The 18,952-nt window shown below is 38.7% G+C and carries 20 protein-coding genes; 9 read left to right on the top strand and 11 right to left on the bottom strand.

The genetic code is table 11. From position 1 onward, the window contains the following. Window positions 1–116: 116 nt before the first annotated feature. From HMPREF0766_RS03250 to HMPREF0766_RS03210, 9 genes are all read right to left on the bottom strand, one after another. Window positions 117–1,850 (bottom strand): thiamine pyrophosphate-dependent enzyme, encoded by a 1,734-nt coding sequence (locus HMPREF0766_RS03250; RefSeq protein WP_002993679.1) that lies wholly within the window; start codon window positions 1,848–1,850, stop codon window positions 117–119. 102 nt (window positions 1,851–1,952) lie between these two features. Next, complete coding sequence (gene mgtE / locus HMPREF0766_RS03245; RefSeq protein ID WP_037459551.1) at window positions 1,953–3,269, bottom strand: magnesium transporter; 1,317 nt, start codon at window positions 3,267–3,269, stop codon at window positions 1,953–1,955. Between the two features lie 84 nt (window positions 3,270–3,353). Beyond that, complete coding sequence (pepE, locus tag HMPREF0766_RS03240) at window positions 3,354–4,064, bottom strand: dipeptidase PepE (protein ID WP_002993674.1); 711 nt, start codon at window positions 4,062–4,064, stop codon at window positions 3,354–3,356. A gap of 325 nt (window positions 4,065–4,389) precedes the next feature. Next, window positions 4,390–4,569, bottom strand: coding sequence for a type II toxin-antitoxin system antitoxin (locus HMPREF0766_RS03235; RefSeq protein WP_002993671.1), 180 nt, complete (start codon window positions 4,567–4,569; stop codon window positions 4,390–4,392). A gap of 13 nt (window positions 4,570–4,582) precedes the next feature. Then, window positions 4,583–5,446, bottom strand: a complete 864-nt coding sequence (locus HMPREF0766_RS03230; RefSeq protein WP_002993668.1) for an SPFH domain-containing protein — start codon at window positions 5,444–5,446, stop codon at window positions 4,583–4,585. A 339-nt stretch (window positions 5,447–5,785) separates the two neighbouring features. Continuing rightward, window positions 5,786–6,493 carry a LytR/AlgR family response regulator transcription factor gene (locus HMPREF0766_RS03225; protein WP_002993665.1) on the bottom strand — a complete coding sequence of 236 codons (708 nt, stop codon included), beginning with the start codon at window positions 6,491–6,493 and terminating at the stop codon, window positions 5,786–5,788. Continuing rightward, a complete protein-coding gene (locus HMPREF0766_RS22340; RefSeq protein WP_169311198.1) occupies window positions 6,490–7,062 on the bottom strand; it encodes a sensor histidine kinase in 573 nt (190 codons plus the stop codon). The genes HMPREF0766_RS03225 and HMPREF0766_RS22340 overlap by 4 nt, the downstream gene beginning before the upstream one ends. Window positions 7,063–7,517: 455 nt before the next feature. Beyond that, on the bottom strand, window positions 7,518–8,534 hold the full coding sequence (locus tag HMPREF0766_RS03215; RefSeq protein WP_002993660.1) for a histidine kinase: 1,017 nt from the start codon (window positions 8,532–8,534) through the stop codon (window positions 7,518–7,520). A 15-nt stretch (window positions 8,535–8,549) separates the two neighbouring features. Beyond that, window positions 8,550–10,883 carry a TonB-dependent receptor gene (locus tag HMPREF0766_RS03210; RefSeq protein ID WP_002993658.1) on the bottom strand — a complete coding sequence of 778 codons (2,334 nt, stop codon included), beginning with the start codon at window positions 10,881–10,883 and terminating at the stop codon, window positions 8,550–8,552. A gap of 346 nt (window positions 10,884–11,229) precedes the next feature. On the opposite strand from HMPREF0766_RS03210, the gene HMPREF0766_RS03205 reads away from it, so the two are divergent. From HMPREF0766_RS03205 to rimK, 5 genes are all read left to right on the top strand, one after another. Next, the gene (locus HMPREF0766_RS03205) at window positions 11,230–12,177 is read left to right on the top strand and encodes a cation diffusion facilitator family transporter (protein WP_002993654.1); all 948 of its coding nucleotides are present in this window, start codon (window positions 11,230–11,232) and stop codon (window positions 12,175–12,177) included. Window positions 12,178–12,236: 59 nt separating this feature from the next. Then, window positions 12,237–12,719, top strand: coding sequence for a DNA-deoxyinosine glycosylase (locus HMPREF0766_RS03200; RefSeq protein ID WP_002993652.1), 483 nt, complete (start codon window positions 12,237–12,239; stop codon window positions 12,717–12,719). A gap of 53 nt (window positions 12,720–12,772) precedes the next feature. Next, on the top strand, window positions 12,773–13,951 hold the full coding sequence (locus HMPREF0766_RS03195; protein ID WP_037459544.1) for an AIR synthase related protein: 1,179 nt from the start codon (window positions 12,773–12,775) through the stop codon (window positions 13,949–13,951). An 11-nt stretch (window positions 13,952–13,962) separates the two neighbouring features. Continuing rightward, complete coding sequence (locus HMPREF0766_RS03190; protein WP_002993647.1) at window positions 13,963–14,397, top strand: ATP-dependent zinc protease family protein; 435 nt, start codon at window positions 13,963–13,965, stop codon at window positions 14,395–14,397. A gap of 62 nt (window positions 14,398–14,459) precedes the next feature. Then, on the top strand, window positions 14,460–15,389 hold the full coding sequence (gene rimK / locus HMPREF0766_RS03185) for a 30S ribosomal protein S6--L-glutamate ligase (RefSeq protein ID WP_037459541.1): 930 nt from the start codon (window positions 14,460–14,462) through the stop codon (window positions 15,387–15,389). A 58-nt stretch (window positions 15,390–15,447) separates the two neighbouring features. Here the strand turns inward: rimK and HMPREF0766_RS03180 are convergent, their stop codons facing one another. Beyond that, window positions 15,448–16,026, bottom strand: a complete 579-nt coding sequence (locus HMPREF0766_RS03180) for an SGNH/GDSL hydrolase family protein (protein WP_169311197.1) — start codon at window positions 16,024–16,026, stop codon at window positions 15,448–15,450. A gap of 98 nt (window positions 16,027–16,124) precedes the next feature. Then, window positions 16,125–16,487: an SGNH/GDSL hydrolase N-terminal domain-containing protein gene (locus HMPREF0766_RS21785; RefSeq protein ID WP_428834891.1), complete on the bottom strand. Its 363-nt coding sequence runs from the start codon at window positions 16,485–16,487 to the stop codon at window positions 16,125–16,127. A 92-nt stretch (window positions 16,488–16,579) separates the two neighbouring features. Here HMPREF0766_RS21785 and HMPREF0766_RS03175 point away from each other — a divergent pair, with 92 nt between their 5' ends. From HMPREF0766_RS03175 to HMPREF0766_RS03160, 4 genes are all read left to right on the top strand, one after another. After that, window positions 16,580–17,143 (top strand): NADPH-dependent FMN reductase, encoded by a 564-nt coding sequence (locus tag HMPREF0766_RS03175; RefSeq protein WP_002993638.1) that lies wholly within the window; start codon window positions 16,580–16,582, stop codon window positions 17,141–17,143. Window positions 17,144–17,218: 75 nt separating this feature from the next. Then, window positions 17,219–17,797, top strand: a complete 579-nt coding sequence (locus HMPREF0766_RS03170; protein WP_002993636.1) for a DJ-1/PfpI family protein — start codon at window positions 17,219–17,221, stop codon at window positions 17,795–17,797. Further along, window positions 17,797–18,174 carry a hypothetical protein gene (locus HMPREF0766_RS03165; protein WP_002993635.1) on the top strand — a complete coding sequence of 126 codons (378 nt, stop codon included), beginning with the start codon at window positions 17,797–17,799 and terminating at the stop codon, window positions 18,172–18,174. The genes HMPREF0766_RS03170 and HMPREF0766_RS03165 overlap by 1 nt, the downstream gene beginning before the upstream one ends. Before the next feature lie 71 nt (window positions 18,175–18,245). Continuing rightward, on the top strand, window positions 18,246–18,905 hold the full coding sequence (locus HMPREF0766_RS03160) for a DUF1345 domain-containing protein (RefSeq protein WP_002993634.1): 660 nt from the start codon (window positions 18,246–18,248) through the stop codon (window positions 18,903–18,905). Window positions 18,906–18,952 lie beyond the last annotated feature (47 nt).

Genomic DNA, 18,952 nt, shown 5'->3' with positions numbered 1-18,952 from the left:
GAATTAAAAAAAATTAAATTTTAAAATCACTCATAACTCCTTATTCTCGAAAATCAAGTAAAAAATAAAGTTGTTACAGTTTCAATTTCTATAACAACCTTATAATCAACATCTATCTACAATTCCTTAAGATGTTTATAGTTAGATTTTATCGTATCAAATACCTCCTGCATCTTCCCTCCTAACATCAGTTTTGTCATAGATTTTGCCATTCCAAACATCTGATCCAGATTCACCTTAGGAGGCATCGCCAGCGCACTTGGATTGGTAAATACATTTAGCAATACAGGTCCGGGGTGTAATAATGCAGCATCTATAGCTCCGCTCACTTCATCAGGATTACGTACTGTTATCCCTCTGAAGCCCATCGCTTCTGCGATCATTGCAAAATCGGGATTGATCATATCGGTTTCGTTATCCATCAGACCTGTTACCTGCATTTCCAGTTTGACCATACCAAGAGATCTGTTATTGAAGACAACTATCTTGACCGGAATATTATACTGCCGTATAGTAGCGAGATCTCCCAGTAACATAGATAAACCTCCGTCCCCGCACATAGCAATTACCTGACGATCCGGATAAGCCAGAGCAGCTCCTATAGCCATAGGCATCGCATTGGCCATCGATCCGTGATTAAAGGATCCCAGCATTTTGCGTTTACCTGTAGCCGTTATAAAGCGAGCTCCCCATACACAGGTCATCCCCGTATCTACCGTAAAAATAGCGTCTTCAGAAGCTCTTGTATCAATGATATGCGCCAGATATTCCGGCTGAATGGTATCTTCGTCTCCTTTTGCATTGATATACGTATGCATATTCTCCTTTACTTTTTCATAAAAATCAAGCTGACTTTTCAAAAAACTATCATCCAGCTTTTCATTCAGTAAAGGCAGAAGTGCCACAATGGTATCTTTGATATCACCGATCAATCCCAAATCCAGTTTTGCACGTCGTCCGAGACGTTCAGCATTGGTATCGATCTGAATGATTTTATTATCAACAGGCATAAAGTTTTCATACGGAAAGTCCGTTCCCAGCAGAATCACTAAATCGGAATCATGCATACTCTGATAGGCAGAAGGCATCCCCAGCAGACCTGTCATACCGATCTCATTCGGATTATGATGTTGTATACCCATCTTCCCGCGGAAAGAATACCCCACAGGAGCTTTCAGGTGATGAGACAGCTGCACAACCTGTTCATGTGCTCCTTCTGCTCCAATACCACAGTAAATAGTTGTACATCTGCTTGAATTTATCAGATTAGCCAGTTTTAGGAGTTCATCTTCTGAGGGGCGGATCGTTGGATTACAACGGAAGATTTGTGTGGATGTCTCTGTATCCACGGCCTTCAGTTCACTGACATCTCCCGGCAAACCAATAACAGCTACTCCTTTTTTACTGATCGCATGCTGAATAGCCGTCTGGATAATTCGTGGAGCCTGTTCTGCAGTAGTGATAAGCTGATTGTAGCAACTACAATCGTCAAATAATTTAATGGTATTTGTTTCCTGAAAATAATCCATTCCCATCTCATGCGTATTGATGGTAGAGGCAATAACCAGCATAGGAACATGCGATTTATGTGCATCATACATCCCGTTGATAAGGTGCACATGTCCGGGACCGCAGCTACCCGCACAGCAGGCAATGCCATCCAACTCTGCTTCAGCAGCAGCGGCATACGCCCCCACTTCTTCATGTCGTACATGAATCCATTTGATACGTCCATCTTTACGAATAGCTTCGTTAAAAAAATTGAGACTATCTCCCGTAACTGCATATACTCTTTTTACACCCGCCTGCACGAGCATCTCCACTAATTGATCGGCTACAATCTTTGCCATATAGATATGTTTTTAATATTAACAATAAAGAGAGGAAGCCTACATATGCTTCCATTCTCTTTAACAGTTTAAAAGCCTATCTGTTTGACAATAACAGGATGTTTACAATAATTTGCCGCTGAGAAAGAATGCGGCAATAGAAAAATAGATGATAAGACCGGATACATCAACTAATGTAGCGACAAAAGGAGCCGAAGCAGTAGCCGGGTCCATTCCGAGTCTTCGTAAGATAAATGGAATAAATGACCCGGACAATGTACCCCACAATACGATAAACAATAAAGATATGGATACACTCAAACCTATATAAAACCAGTATTCGCCGTAATCATATATACCAAGTTGCTGCCAGAGTAAAATCCGGATAAATCCTATAGAACCCAGTATAGCACCTAGAATAATACCGGACGAAATTTCTCTCTTCATGACATACCACCAATCCTTGAGCTTCAGTTCCCCAAGTGCCATTGCACGTATAATGAGTGATGCCGCCTGAGACCCTGAATTTCCACCGGAAGATATGATAAGCGGAACAAATAATGCCAGCACTACAGCTTTTGCAATCTCTCCGTCATAGTAACTCATGGCTGAAGCCGTTAACATTTCACTCAGAAAAAGGATAATCAACCAGCCTGCGCGCTTACGCACCAGTTCCAGCAAAGGGGTCTTCGTATAGGCCAGATCCAGTTCATCCATACCTCCGAAGCGATGAATATCTTCCGTATCACGATCTTCTATACGATCCAGCATATCATCAAAGGTCACAATACCGACCAATACACCACTATCTGTAACAATTGGCAGTGCACTGCGGTCATACTTTTGAAAGATTTCGAATGCTTCTTCCATGGGTGTCGAAGCCCGGATTGCAGCAAAGTTGTAGTCCACCAGTTCGGAGATTTTTGTATTTTCATCAGCCAGCAGTAACTGACCGATCTTGAGATCATCGATCAGCACATTCTGCCCGTCTACTACATATACAAAATTCAGTGTTTCTGCTTTTCTTCCGAAAAGTTTAATGTGCCGGAATACGTCTGCTACAGTATAATGCAGCCTGACCTGTACATACATCGGCGTCATAAGCCGCGCAATGCTATCTTCCTTATAACCGATGAGCTCCAGTGCCATCTGCTTTTCCCGCTCATTGAGGAGGTTGATCAGATACTTGATCATTTCATCGGGCAGCTGGTAGAACAGCTCATTACGAAGATCCGGCTTCAGATTATTCAGAAATTCTGATAGTTCTTTTTCCGATAATTGTTTTATCAGCTCATATTGGGAAGCACTATCGAAAAAAGAGAAAATTTCCAGCCGGATATCCAGAGGATAGACTGAAAACTCCTCATACAGTTCTCTTCCGGTTAACTCTGCCAGTTGTTCTGCAATATCTGCAGGATGAAGTAGGTTATTTTGATCCATCGGAACTACATTATTATGGTGAACAAAACGCGGCAAAGCTAACCTTTTATTTTGGCTTTCAGGCTGAAAGCTCTTTTTTAGGATCTAAAAATCAATCTGTCCGGGAGAGAGTTCCACAGGCGTTGCCCCCTGCCTGAAAAGTCTGGCTGTCAGATTTCCGGCAAGTACAACTTGTCCGTTCTCCACCTCCAGCCAGCTTCCTTCCCGTATACCCAATACAGGCTGTACATTATAGACGTGAAACTCCTGAATACGCGTTTCACGGGTCTCCCCTTTGTGGGTAGAGTTTGGATCCGGATCCAGATAATGCGGATTGATATTAAACGGCAGAATCTGCAAAGCATCGAATCCCTGCGGATATACAATCGGCATATCATTGGTCGTACTGATGGTTAATCCAGTCAGATTAGATCCTGCAGAAGTACCGACATAAGGTTTCCCCTTTTCAATCTCTTCCTTCAATACCGACAGTAATCCCTTTTCCTGCAAAGTCTTCAGTAATAAAAACGTATTGCCGCCACCGGTAAAAATGGAAGATGCCTCACGTATAGCTTGTGCAGGATTTTCAAACTCATGAATACCTCTTACAGCAATACCTAAAGATGCCAGAGCCTGACTCACCTTGGCAGTATAATCATCATATGAGATTCCGGACGGACGGGCATATGGAATAAACAAAATTTGCTTTTCTCCTATAAAATCCGCTATTCTATCGCGTATATAAACCAAAAAATCACTTCCATATACTGTACTTGTGCTGATCGCCATCAGGCGTATATTCTTTCCAATTTCCATATCACATTACTTCTTTAATACTTTCAAATGTATAGCTTTCAAATAATATTTGCCTGCATCCTGATCAAAATGACATTCTTTCCACTCTTGGCAGCATGCCTGAATCAGGCATTATTCAAAATTTTTATCGATTTTAATAAATGTATAATTTAAATACAAATAATCACAAAAAATCAAACCAATTTTTCAAACAAACGACATTCTTATTATAAAAATGAATTTATTAATTCAATAAATATATAGGAATATAAAAAAATAATGCAAGGGCTTAATCTTTAAAAGACAGGCTCTTGCATAATAAGCAGACAGATACTGAAAGAATATGCTATTTTTCGGACTTATCCTCTGGATTTTTACTTTTAAGACGCTTGTTATCTTTCAGCGCTTTATTCAGCAGATACTCGATCTGCCCGTTTACACTTCTGAATTCGTCGGCTGCCCACTTTTCCAATGCCTTGAACATTTCGGCATCGACCCTTAACATAAAATTCTTTTTATCCGACATATTGGTTTCAATTTTATTGATACAAAGTACCTGCGTTGACTATTGGAGAGGCTGCCTTTTCACCGCAAAGTACCACCATAAGATTACTGACCATTGCTGCTTTTTTCTCATTGTCTAATTCTACAATATCTTTCTCCGAAAGCTTATGAAGTGCCATTTCTACCATACCGACTGCACCTTCTACAATCTTAGCTCTGGCCGCCACGATAGCAGTTGCCTGCTGACGCTGCAACATTGCTCCTGCAATCTCTGAAGCATAGGCCAGGTGACTGATCCGGGCCTCTTTAATAATAATTCCGGCCGGAGCAAGACGATCGGTCAATTCCTGTTCTAAAATATGATTGACCGTATCCCCTCCTTCACGAAGTGTAATGGAAGCCTCTTCATCTTCTAGGTTATCATACGGAAAACTTCCGGCCAGATGACGCACAGCCGCTTCGCTCTGCGTACGAACATATGAAGTGTAGTTCGTTACATCAAAAGAAGCCTTATAGGTATCTCCTACCTGCCACACAATTACAGCTCCGATCTCAATAGGATTTCCCATTTTATCATTAACCTTCAGGGTCTGCCCCTGCAAGTTGTCGGATCGAAGACTCACTTTGATACTGGAATACAAAGGATTAATAAAAAACAAGCCATTTTCTTTTACCGTTCCTACATATCTGCCAAAAAAACTCAATACACGGGAGTGATTAGGACTGATAATCATCAGACCTTTAAGCGTAAACGCAAAAACGATAAACAACAATGCACTTAGAAATCCAAAACTCGGATTGTCCTTGGTCAGAACAATACAATATATGGCAAGGGCGAAACATGCGACTGCAATTAATAATGCTAAAAAGCCCGAAATAGGTTTGATTAACTTTTCCATAATTCAAATTTTTATGTTATTGATATGATATCAAAATTATATCATTTTAATTTCAAAAACAAACGCTTTCAAAAATAAAATTCAATGAAAATAATCAACGGCAAATAAGGGTGCTAAAACCCTCAAAACAACGCAAAACCACCTTAAACTTGTTTTTTAGCAAATAAAGTTATCTTTCTCTCAAAAGAACCGGCGTGTACAAATCACGAAAAAGGCCGTTTACACATTGAACAAATCAAAAATGAAAAGTATGCACGCAACATTAAATTGGATATTCTTGCAAAGAATCAGAATTTGAAATATGAAAATATTCTCAATAAGAGAAATCAGATTGTTCAATTAATGTTTCATAATTTCTTTCAGGAAATCTTCCCTGTAAAAATTACCGATACTTATCTCATTGTCCCCAATGAATACATCATTATTGCTGAAAGAATCGATCCGGTCTTTATTGATAATATACGAACGGTTGACCCTTAAAAAATTCTTTGATGGTAATAAGGTATGCGCATTCTTCAGATTCGTGTGTGTAATTAGCTTTTGATTTTCTGTATGAATAATAACATAATCCTTCAAACCCTCAATAAATAAAATATCTTTAAAAACCACTTTAAAATATCTCCGGTCGGATTTTATAAATACAAATTCGCCTTCTATCTGATCAGTTAGCAGATTTTTTTCTTCGTTAACCAGCATTTTATGATAGGAAATCGCTTTGGTTACTGCTTTTTTAAATCGGTTAGGTTGAATAGGTTTTACCAAATAATCTATTGCATCCACTTCGTAACTATCTATTGCAAATTCTGCAAAAGCGGTTGTAAAAATAATAAGTGTGGTATTTCCGACTTGTTTTGCAAATTCCAAACCGTTCAGGCCGGGCATTTGAATATCCAGAAAAATAAGATCAACAGCGTTTTCTCTGATAAATAAAGAAGCAGTGTAAGCATTTTCAAAACTTCCGGTTAGTTCAAGATTTTCAATATTTTTCAACAGTTTTTCGATACCAATACGAGCGATAGGCTCATCATCTACGATTATACAATTCATAATTCTATTTCCATAATTACTATGTAAACATCCTTTTCATTTAAAACTTGGAGGCTGTGTTTTTTTTCAAAGAGTAAATTTAATCTTTGTTGTATGTTCGATAAACCTATTCCTCCCTCTTTTTTAACTACAACCGATTTGGGCTTATTGTTTCTACATACAAAACGTAATGCATTACCACTTTTCTGAAACGTAATTTCTATGAAAGCATCGTTTTCCGGATTGTGCTTTACGGCATTTTCTACAAAAGGGATAAATAATAATGGGGGTAAATCCACATCAACAAAATCGTCAGGTTCTATCACAAAATTAAATCTGTCTCTACGTAGTTTTTCTAAATTCAGATAATCATTTAAAAAAATAATTTCTTCATTCAATGTTACTGATTTCGCAGCTCCTTTCTCGACCTGATATTGAAGCAAGGCATTAAACCTGGATAATATTTCGGATGATTTTTTAGCGTCTTCTTCTACCATTATGTTTGCATTATTCAGCATATTGAACAAAAAATGAGGATTGATCTGGCTTTGCAGATTTGCCAGTTCTATCTCCATTGTAGCTTTTTCCAACTGATTGATTTTTTGCTGGTTCCGGAGCCGGTATTTAAAAAATTGTAATGCTGTAAGACCGGTAATAAATAACATAAAAGTTGCCAGACCAGACAGAATACCTATAATCGGAGGTGTTCTTAAAGGAATGCTGTCTTCGTCAGCGACATTCTGAAGAGTCCCGACAGATATTAGAAAAAAAAACATTAATCCGGCAACTGCAAAAAGGTATTTTTTTATTTTCCCCGGTAGCAGCAACTTTGGGACAAGCCCATACATATTGATATATATAACCGTTAAAAATAATAGTAAATAAATTATCCAGGCCATATACCTGTCGGGCAAAATTCTGATGGGTTCATCCCATAAAATATTCATTGTTATCAGGCTGACCATCAGAAAAATCAGCAGATGACGCAAAAATCTGAAACCAGTTTCCCATAGTAGTTGAGAGGTAAGACTATTTAATTTGTTAATCATACTCTTATCCGTATTTTTAGGTTGTTAGCAGCTTTTTTTATTAAAATAGGATTTTCATATACGGATTTCAATTTTTTGAATGCCTCATTAAAATCATTTTCTTCATCAATTCCTGATACCAGGAGTTTTAATTCTACCTCTTCACCTTGAATTGAAAAATCAGCACAAATATTTGTTGCATTAAGCCCTATCAGCACTTCAATACAGGGGGTAAATACTGAGGGAGCAATAAGCTTATTGCAGTTACCGTTCATAATGACTTCAAAGGAAAAATTACCTTCATTGTTTTGCTGATGTATTAATAAATAATTGCGGATAAATGCAATCTCCGAAGTCAATAACACCTGATGCCGTGTACTGTCATACAACTGATATCTCAAGAGATCGCTCAACTTGTAAAGGGTATCTGATGCCTGTATAGGTTTGGATTTTACGATTTTTGATGTATAATCGAGTGTAGCATACAAAAACGCCGGTTGGATACGGTTCTTAATTTCTTCGATGGAGTTTCTTAATTGCTTACTCTCCAGGTTTTCTATTTTTGTTTTATCTTCTAATAGTTGTCTGAATATAATTCCGATAGAAGTACTTGCTACACAAATGGAATAGAGTACCATATTAGATAATCCATCTAATATGGTAATCATATTCACATGCTTTTGAATGCCAGCTGTGGCAAACAAATAAAATTCACCGGCACCCTTTGCAAAGACCAGAATGGAGACGAGTAAAAATAAAATCAGCAAATAACTCGCATATTCTTTTTTTGACAAATAATAAGGTGCAAAGTAGCTTACATTGAAATAAATAATGATAAATGTGGAAAGTGCCAGTGCTGCTCCAAAAAAATAAATTGTTCCCGTTGATATTTCTGCACTTTTACCAAAGACAAAAAATGACTGTGACAAGGTAGTCGCAAGAATAGCTACAAAGACAAAAAGGTACCTTAAACCCCTGTATTGTGGTTCTGTCAAAAGGTCGGAAACTATATTTTTGTTTTCTGAATCAGACATTTACAAATTTCGAAATTAAAAATCAGTTTTATAACTAACATTAAACAAAGAATTAGTTGAATAAACGGGTTCAATATTTTCTGTAATGATATTATACTTATGTTTTAAATATTCTTTCTGACGTGTCGCATTCACACTTTTCAACGAAAATGTATGTGCTGTTTTCCTGCGATTCATTTTATAACTAATAGAAAAATCACCAATGAACATGGGCGAAAACTGCTCTGAAAACTGGCGGCTTTCATCGTATTGCACTTCTTTATCCGGATGAGCAAGAGTCGCAGCCTTGTCAACAGGGGTATAACGTTGTCCACCCATCGTAGTTAATTTCAGATTGACGCTTAACATATTGCGATCCAGCATCCATTCTTTCCCTATTAATCCGTTTGCAACAAATCTACGATTATACCTTGTGTCAAACCAATGTCCGTCTGCCGATTGATATCTGGACTGAAAAAGTGAAGTTGTCAGCATATAATACATTCCGTTTGTCAGATACTTCGAAAATGTGATGTCTACCCCATAATTCTTTCCCTTCCCTTCGCTTACCAGAGATTGTGTTATATAAAAATCTTTTCGGTTAAGGATAGAATAAGAGCCGGTTTCGGAAACAGGAACATCATATAACGACTGGAAGTAAGGTTCTACTTTCAAATTCATATTGTCTGATATTTTGTGCATATAGGTAAGCATAAAATGGTGACTTTTTGTGAAATTCAGATTTTTATTTGCGAGATTACCATTAACGTCCTTTACAAAATAAACATCTGCTTTCTCCATGCGACTATGCAATCCATAACCTAAAGCCAAAGAGTTTTGGTCGTTTGTCTGCCATTTCAGTGTGGCCCTTGGCTCAATAGATGTTTTTCCATTAAGTGATAAATGCTGCACATTCAGTCCTGCGGATAAAGTTAGTCCATCTGTAACGTTGATGAGTGATTGCGTGTATGCTGTTATGAGGTTTGTATTTCCTGTGGCATTGTTGAAATTTTCAAGAGGACGCTGAAAATAGGGTGTAAAGTCAAGATTCATATTGTAATGAATGTTCGTAAAAGTAACTCCTGTTTTGTTGGTATGACCGGGTGAGAATTGATGCGTTATTGCCGATGTAAAAACAAGGTTGGTGGTATTGGATGTCATATCCGTTCTCGGACTTCTGTTTTCATTCAGATCCCGAAACTCTTCTGAAATATGATTTCCCAAATGTGTAGTGGCAAGTGTTGTTTTTAGAGATGTTTTATAGTTTTTGAAAAAATAACGGTGAGATAATCCCATTGCTCCGGACTTTTGATTCGCAGAAGAAAGAATACCTTCATCCAGATATTTTTGTTCGTTTTCTTTCTCTAAAGAAGGTTTAACTTCATCTATCAGTCCTGTTCCCCATAAGGAGAAAGTACCTGCTTTTGGGGTAGGAAAATTTAATTTGAAATTCAGATCCTGATACCCCAGTGTACCACCCATATTTTTGTTTCGTTGTAGTTTGGCAAGTAATGCTGTTGTTGAATAGCGGTAGTTGAAAATGTAGGATGAATTATTTTCTCTGCTTATCGGACCTTCGGAAGCAAAATCTATCCCCAGCATTCCCAATTGAAAAGTATGCTGAAATTTCTCATTGTTTCCGTTGCGTAACCGCATATCAAATACCCCTGAAACGGCATTACTGTATTCTGCAGGAAATGCCCCGATGAAGAAATCAGAATTTGCAAGCACATTGGCACTCAAGGCAGATAAAAATCCACCACCTAATACATCAATATCTGCAAAATGATTAGGATTAGGGATTTCTACGTCCTCTAATTTCCATTGCAACAGTCTGGGCGCATTCCCCCGGATGGAGATTCCATTGTTTGTCGTCCCTGAAGTGGTAACTCCTGCATAATTACTGACCAACCTACCGGGATCGTGCATTCCGCCGGCAAATCGGCTGGCTTCTTCTACGCTAAACATTTGTGATCCTGACAGTGACATTTTATTCAAAGAATTTTCCTTGTTTGCTTTGGAAGTTATCAGGATCTCTTCAAGTGTTGTACTGGTTTCAAGTAACTCTATCTCCAGAAACACTTCTTTTGCCGAACCAACTAAAACGTCTTTTAAAACAAAAGTTTCATGATTTATCGAATGTGCATACAAGGTGTATCGCCCTAAAGGAACATCTCTTAAATAAAATTTACCTTCTCTATCTGTAGAGGTTTTCAACCATTTGTTTTCCAGTGCTATTGTCACCTCTGTTAACTTTTTCCCTGAAATTTGTTCTGTAACAATACCCCGAACATTTTGGGTGAGCTGTTCTTTTTGTGCCAATGCAAAATTTGACACAAAAAGAAAAATGATAATATTTAAATATCTCATAACTGTTTTTTTATTCTTTATTAAGCACAAAAGTCAGTTATAGTGGATTGGTATTTTTAGAAAATAGATAGAATAACTCTGTTTTTATACAGAATGAAATATTATGTATACAGATCCTGTGAATACATAGAAACTTTCATAGAGTTTGGGATATTTTCATTTGTGGATAGCCTGTTAAACAGCTTATTTCAGGAAAATAAAAAGAATCAGTTAGATAATCTGTGAATCTTACAAATTAAACACAAAATTCTATAACAGATAGCCACGATATATTTGTCAATTTTACAATGTTTATTCAAAAAGACTATGCTTACAGCTTAGGTTTAAATTTAAAAGACAATAAATTATGGGAAATAATCACGAGCATAGCCAATCGCACACTGCGAATAAAAAGACCTTAACCATTAGCCTGGTAATTATCACATTTTATATGGCAGTAGAGGTTATTGGTGGATTGATTACAAATAGCCTTGCCTTATTAGCAGATGCAGGACATATGTTGAGTGATGCCATTTCGCTTTTCATCGCCCTGATGGCTTTTACATTCAGCAACAAAGTAGCTGATTATGGAAAAACATATGGCTACAAACGATTTGAAATATTGGCGGCAGTCATCAATGGCGCAACATTAATACTGATTTCAGCTTATATTATTTATGAAGCTGTTGAACGCTTCCAAAATCCGCCAGAGATTGCATCAAAAGGAATGCTCATAATTGCATTTATAGGCTTATTGATAAATGTACTTGTGGCGTGGATAATGATGCGTGGTGCGGATGTGAAGGAAAATCTCAATATGCGGGGGGCCTATCTACATGTATTAAGTGACATGCTGGGATCGGTTGGTGCTATCATTGCTGCATTACTCATTATGTTTTTCGGCTGGGGCTGGGCTGATCCGCTGGCAAGTGTTATCGTTTCTCTACTGGTATTAAGAAGCGGTTATATAGTTACTAAATCTGCAATACATGTTCTTATGGAAGGCACTCCGAATAATGTTGAAGTTGAAAAAGTAACAAAAAAGATGCTGAGTACTAAAGGTATTAACAATATACATGACCTGCACATATGGACAATCACCAGCGGACTAAATGCATTGACCTGCCATGCTGTAGTTGATGAAAAAATGACAATTGAGGAAAGCGAAAAAATGCTTCGTAAAATAGAACACGATTTGGAACACTTAAACATTCATCATATAACTATTCAATTGGAAACCTCCGCTAATCAACATAATAATTCTATACTGTGTAATATAAGAGCTGAACCAACAAAACATGAACATCATCATTGAAATCTGCTATCTGAAACTGATATGACTAATAAATTTGGTGTTTTTTGTAATTTTAGGATATGCTTAAAGAATCTTTCCCCCCTGTATGTGGACTTTCACCAAAATTTTTAATTCTGGGTTCTTTACCCGGAGATAAATCCCTGGAGCAGCAGCAGTATTATGCACATCCGCAAAACCGGTTCTGGAAATTGTTATTTCATCTTATGGAAAAAAAATATGAATCTGATTATTCCAAACGCATTCAGCTTCTGGAAGATCATCATATTGCACTCTGGGATACCTGTGCTTCAGCAATACGTCCGGGGAGTATGGATACAGCTATACTTTCAGAACTCCCTAATGATATTATCAGTCTTTTACAACATGTTACCTCTATACAACATGTCATTTTTAACGGTAATAAAGCAAAGCAATTGTATGATAGATACCATAAGAGACTTTCGCAGATATCCTATCACAGTCTACCCAGTACCAGCCCTGCTAATGCCCGGTTTTCCTTTGACAAACTGGTAGACTCCTGGTCAATACTCAAATCCGTTTAATATTCGCCAATTATCCTGTAAATATCAGGATGATTGACTATTTTTGCCCCAAGATGTCAGATTTAAAATACAACCAAAGAGGTGTGTCCGCAGGTAAAGAGGATGTACACAATGCAATCAAAAACATTGATAAAGGATTATTTCCTAAAGCTTTTTGTAAAATCATCCCTGATATTCTAGCTGGTGATGAAGAATGGTGTAATATAATGCATGCAGACGGTGCAGGTACAAAATCTTCATTAGCATATGTATACTGGAAACAAACAGGAGACGCTTCCGTATGGAGAGGTATTGCACAGGATGCTATTATTATGAATCTTGACGATCTGCTGTGCGTAGGTGCAACAGATAATATCCTGTTGTCTTCTACTATCGGAAGAAATAAAAACCTGATCCCGGGAGAGGTGATTGCGGAAATCATCAACGGAACGGAAGAAATACTTTCTGAACTGCGTGATATGGGTATCGGTATCTACTCTACAGGCGGAGAGACTGCAGATGTAGGAGATATTGTACGTACGATCATTGTTGACAGTACAGTTACTTGCCGTATGCCTCGTAAGGACGTAATTTCTAATCATAACATCAAATCCGGAAATGTAATTGTCGGACTTGCTTCATACGGACGGGCAACTTACGAAAAAGAATATAACGGAGGAATGGGTTCCAATGGTCTTACATCCGCCCGTCATGATGTATTCCATAAAGCAATTGCCGAACAATATCCGGAAAGCTTTGATCCTGCTGTTCCGTATGAGCTGGTATTTGCCGGTGGTAAAGGATTGACAGATCCTGTTGAAACAGGAAACGGAGAAAGTATCACGGCCGGTAAACTGGTGTTATCCCCGACCCGCACATATGCTCCGGTTATCAAGACTATTTTAGATAAATATCGTTCGCAAATCGACGGAATGGTACATTGCTCAGGCGGTGCACAAACCAAAGTATTACACTTTGTGGATAATGTGCATGTTATCAAAGATAATCTGTTTCCTATTCCACCACTGTTTGATCTGATACAGAAAGAATCAAAAACAGACTGGCAGGAGATGTATAAGGTTTTCAATATGGGACATCGTATGGAATTGTACGTTTCTGAAGACATTGCTCAGGACATTATTGCGATTTCTGAATCGTTTGGTATTCCGGCGCAGATTGTTGGACGTGTGGAGGAGGCTTCAGGCAAAAAAGTAACCATCCACTCCCCTTACGGAACATTTGAATACGAATAAACGGTAGATATATGGCTGAAATGCGAACCATAGGTTGGTATGAAACGGTAGATCTGCCGGAACTTGGCTTGTACAATTTTAAGGCAAAAATCGATACAGGTGCCCGTACTTCTGTTCTTCATTGTGAAGAATATCATATTGAAGAAGAAAACGGACACAAATTTATACAATGCACGATCATCGACGATTTTGAGACAGAGAGCACGCGTGTCATCCGATTTCCGATAGTACGCCAGGGAGTTGTAAAAAGCTCTTTTGGACATTCAGAGATCAGGTATATGATCTTTACTAAGATTAAACTCTTCGATCAACTATATAATATTAAACTTTCATTCCGAAATCGTTCGGGCATGAAATTTCCAATGCTTCTTGGGCGAAATTTTATAAGCAAAAAATTCCTTGTAGACGTTTCAAAATACAACCTCTCAGAAAGCTCTTCCTTATAAATTTGCAAAAGGAAAACCAAGCAGCATATCATTTGTTATAACAATACAATACTATCAGTTCAGTGAAAATCGCTATTCTTTCAACTAATAAATCTTTGTATTCCACACGAAGACTCGTGGAGGCTGCTGAGAAAAGAGGGCATGAGTGTGTGGTCATGGATCACAGCAAATGTTACGTAGGCATCCGCCAGGACAGCCCAAGCATTCATTATCGTGGTCAGGAGATAGGCCCTATCGATGCGATTATTCCGCGCATAGGTTCGTCTGTTACCTTTTATGGATCTGCTATTGTACGACAATTTGAGGTAATGGGTGTTATTTCAGCCAACCCAAGTCAGGCTATTACCCGTTCCCGGGACAAGCTGCGTTGTATGCAGATTCTTTCCGGTGCCGGTATCGGGCTCCCGGTGACAGGATTTGCACGAACGATCTCCGATGTAGATGACTTGATAAGCATGGTCGGTGGTGCGCCACTGGTCATCAAATTGCTTGAAGGAACACAAGGAATAGGTGTCGTACTTGCTGAAACCAAAAAAGCGGCTTCATCCGTAATTGAAGCCTTCTACGGATTAGGAAATAATATTCTCGTTCAGGAATTTATCAAAGAATCCAAAGGGACTGACATACGTGCCTTCGTCGTTGGAGGTAAAGTTGTCGGAGCCATGAAAAGAACAGCTAAAGAGGGTGAATTCCGATCGAATATCCACAGAGGAGGAAGCGCTGAAGTTATCAAGCTGACCAAAAAAGAAAAAGACACAGCCATAGCTGCTGCCGCTGAATTAGGTCTGACCGTATGTGGAGTGGATATGATACCATCAGAAAGAGGTCCGCTGGTACTGGAAGTCAATTCAAGTCCCGGACTGGAAGGTATAGAAAAAGCGACTAAAAAAGATATCGCAGGAGAGATCATTATGTATCTGGAAAGACAGTATGAACTCAAAAAGGTTTCAAAACCAGAAGTACGCAAAAAGAAAAAAGAAAGTAAACTCTAGGCTATTTCTGAGCTATATTATACTATCCTCACCCGCTCATCCGGGTGAGGATATTTTTTTAATGTAGTATGTTCTTAATCAGTTTTTCATAAGCACGGGCAATCTTCATCATCCCCAGATCATTCGGGTGAGCGTAGTCCACCGTTGACTCCAGATCCAGACCTATATCTGTATTCGACAGCAGGTACAGATCTTTTATTCCGGATTGCTGCATATCCCGGAATGCTTTTCTTGCAATCATTGTCGAGCGGGTATAGGCTGCGTTTGACCCCAGATTCATCACCTGCGGATCCAGACCGGAACTATGCTCTGTAATAATTATTGGTGTTTTTGGGTGTTTATCACGTAATATCGTTACTGCATTCTTAAGCAACAAATCCAATTGCTTTTCGGAAAGACCTTTTGTAATACCCAGATTAGGAATACAATCCAGTACATATACACTGGCATCTACAGTATTCATCAGGTTTAAGATCGGTTCTTCTAACCGTCCGTTACCGGAAAACCCCAGATTAATCACAGGCGTCTGCAGATGTCTCCCCAGAATATTGGTCCACGCCAACCCCGGCCTTGAAGTACAGGCTCCCTGAGCGATAGAAGTACCGTATACCACTACAGGTTTAATTTCCTTCTTCAAGAACTCCAGTTTTTTCCCTTCAGGCACACCAATATTCATCCAGCCAACCGAGTTATACAAGGGTAGATATAAGCGATACCGCAGAGCAGAATTAGATGCTATATTCGAAAAAACAAATGAAGATGTATCGCCAAAATCATATTTTCCTGCAGCCCAGTTCCAGGTATTTTTGGCAGATCAAGACCACTTACACCCGTTGAAGGCATATGCGGCATGGCGAACGAGCCTTTCAAAGTATATCTGACTAAAATAGAATCTGCATCTGTCTGAAAATCTATAAACAAACCTGCTGAATTTGTACCTAAGGACCATACAGGTTCCCGCACCTGATCTTTTAAAGAAACCGGAAGACGGCCATAGTCATGATTCTGCGCGACTCCGGGAACCCTGCCTGCTACAGCATTTCCGGTTAAAGGGTCTAACCAATGAATAGCTGTCTGCCCATGTCCTTTAAAAAACAAACCATCAAAAACAGAAGTAAAAAACAAGGTTTAGATTTCATTGTTATAGTTTTAATTAGGCTGAAGATATAAAATTTAGTTAAGTTTACGATATGAAAATATTAGCTTTTGCAGGAAGCAACAGTTCCGCATCTATAAATAAAAAACTGGTATCATCTGTATCCAGATATTACAAAGAAGCCGAAGATATTATTGAGATTGTCGATCTGAATGATTTTCCGCTTCCTCTGTTCAGCAAGCAGGTTGAAGAAGAAATCGGAATACCTCAGGAAGTGCATAATTTCGTCAGCAAGATCGACTGGGCGGATCTTATTCTTATCTCATTAGCGGAGAACAACGGTAATTATAATGTGGGTTATAAAAATCTGATCGATTGGATTTCACGTATTCCCAAAAGAAAGATATACGCAGAAAAATCCATTTTTCTGATGGCTACAAGCCCCGGCGCAAGAGGCGGTCAATCCGTATTAGGTATCGCTACAGCACGAATGCCTTTTGACGGAGGAGATGTCCTTGACACCTTTTCACTCCCAAGCTTCAATGATAATTTTGAAGAAGGAAAAGGCGTCGTTAATATGTTACTGAGAAGTCAGCTGGAGGCCAAAGTCCGGAAAACGAAAAGAACAATGGCCGAAAAACTTCAAAACAATTCATGACTTATATTTTACTAAACAAATCTGCCGCTCAAAGCAATTACTTGTATATTTAACACTATAAAAATTCAGACTATCATGGCAAAGAAAATCTTATTATTAGTAGGCGACTATGTCGAAGATTATGAAGCAATGGTACCTTTTCAGGCAATGGGTGCAATAGGAATTGATGTAGACGCCATTGCTCCTGAACGAAAAAAAGGAGATGTGGTACCCACAGCAGTACACGATTTTACCGGAGATCAGACATACAAAGAATTACGCGGACATAATTTCGGCATCAACAAAGATTTCGATAGTGTCAATCCAGAAGAATATGACGGACTTTACATTGCAGGCGGACGTTCTGCAGAATATATCCGGTTGAATAAACGTGTACTGGAAATCACACAGCATTTCTTTAATGAAAACAAACCTGTAGCTGCTATCTGTCATGGTATACAGGTATTGACTGCTGCAAAAGTACTGGCGGGACGTACCCTGACCGCCTATGTTGCTGTAGGCCCAGACATTGAACTTGCCGGGGGAACATGGAAAAATATACCTGCAGATCAGGCCATAGTTGACGGCAATCTGGTAACCTCTCCCGCATGGCCGGGACATCAGGCCATTTTAAAAGAATTTTTCAAACTTCTGAATATTAAAATTTCGCTTTAATGAAGAGCAAAAACAAAAAAGCATGGTTGCTGATCATCCCAATTATACTGATCGTAGGATTTATTTTTAAAGACTCGCTGACACAAAAAAGTATTGCAGATCTGAAAGGAGATTTTAAAGAAGTCGCCTTCGTGCGTAATGAACAAAATAAAGGTGGTATTATCCGGATTTATGCCATTTCAGTAGGTGATATTGCAAATGCAGACTATGAAGGTGCTGCAGATCTATTCCCGACCAATGACTATGGTAGCTCTACTACGATCTACTTCTTTGATAAAAATTTCCCTTTTCCTACAGAATTGAAACTGGAATCCCCACATTTTGATCTGGACAAGTACAAATCGATCATGATTATCAAAAGAACAGGATCCAAATAACTATTATTCCTATCCTCCCCCATCACACTGCTGGCAAGGAGGATAGAATATCTCTCTTTATTTGATCGGATATGCAGTCTAAAGAATTATTTATCCACCGATTGAGACCCATACACAGAGGGCTGATAGCTCTGGTACTCGCTATAGTTGTATTTTTTGTATTTCCGAGAAATGAAAACATCATGGTTCAGCTCCTATATAGTTGGTTGGCCTTTTCGCTTACTTACCTGCTGATAGCCTGGGCGACTTTTTATACGATGCCAATTCAGAAAATTATTAAACTGGCCACAATTGAGGACGGAAGCCGGATTGTTGTCACGTTATTTATCCTGTTGGCCTCTTTCACCTGTCTTTTTGCAGTATTATTTGTAATTGAATCCCCTGCAGACAATCCTTCTCTCAATATCCGCAATATAGGGATTGCTGTAGCCAGCATGATCGCTTCGTGGGCACTTGTACATACGATTTATACATTTCATTATGCACGGCTTTACTATAATGATGAGAACAAGAAAGCAGGAGGCTTGGATTTTCCCGGATCTGAGAAACCCGATTACCTTGACTTTGCTTATTTTTCTTTCGTCCTGGGCTGTACATTCCAGGTTTCAGATGTAGAGATATCCAATAAAAAGATAAGACATGTGGCACTGTTTCACGGACTGCTTTCCTTTGCATTGAATACTTTTGTAGTCGCTCTGACCATTAACATAGTCGCCGGATTTATCAAATAAGCCTTATTATATCAACCTGTTAATCAGCAACATTACTTCCTGAAACA

Source organism: Sphingobacterium spiritivorum ATCC 33861 (assembly GCF_000143765.1).
Classification (GTDB): Bacteria; Bacteroidota; Bacteroidia; order Sphingobacteriales; family Sphingobacteriaceae; genus Sphingobacterium; species Sphingobacterium spiritivorum.
The sequence above is the reverse complement of the archived record's forward strand: the minus strand, read 5'-3'. Positions and strand labels throughout refer to the sequence as shown.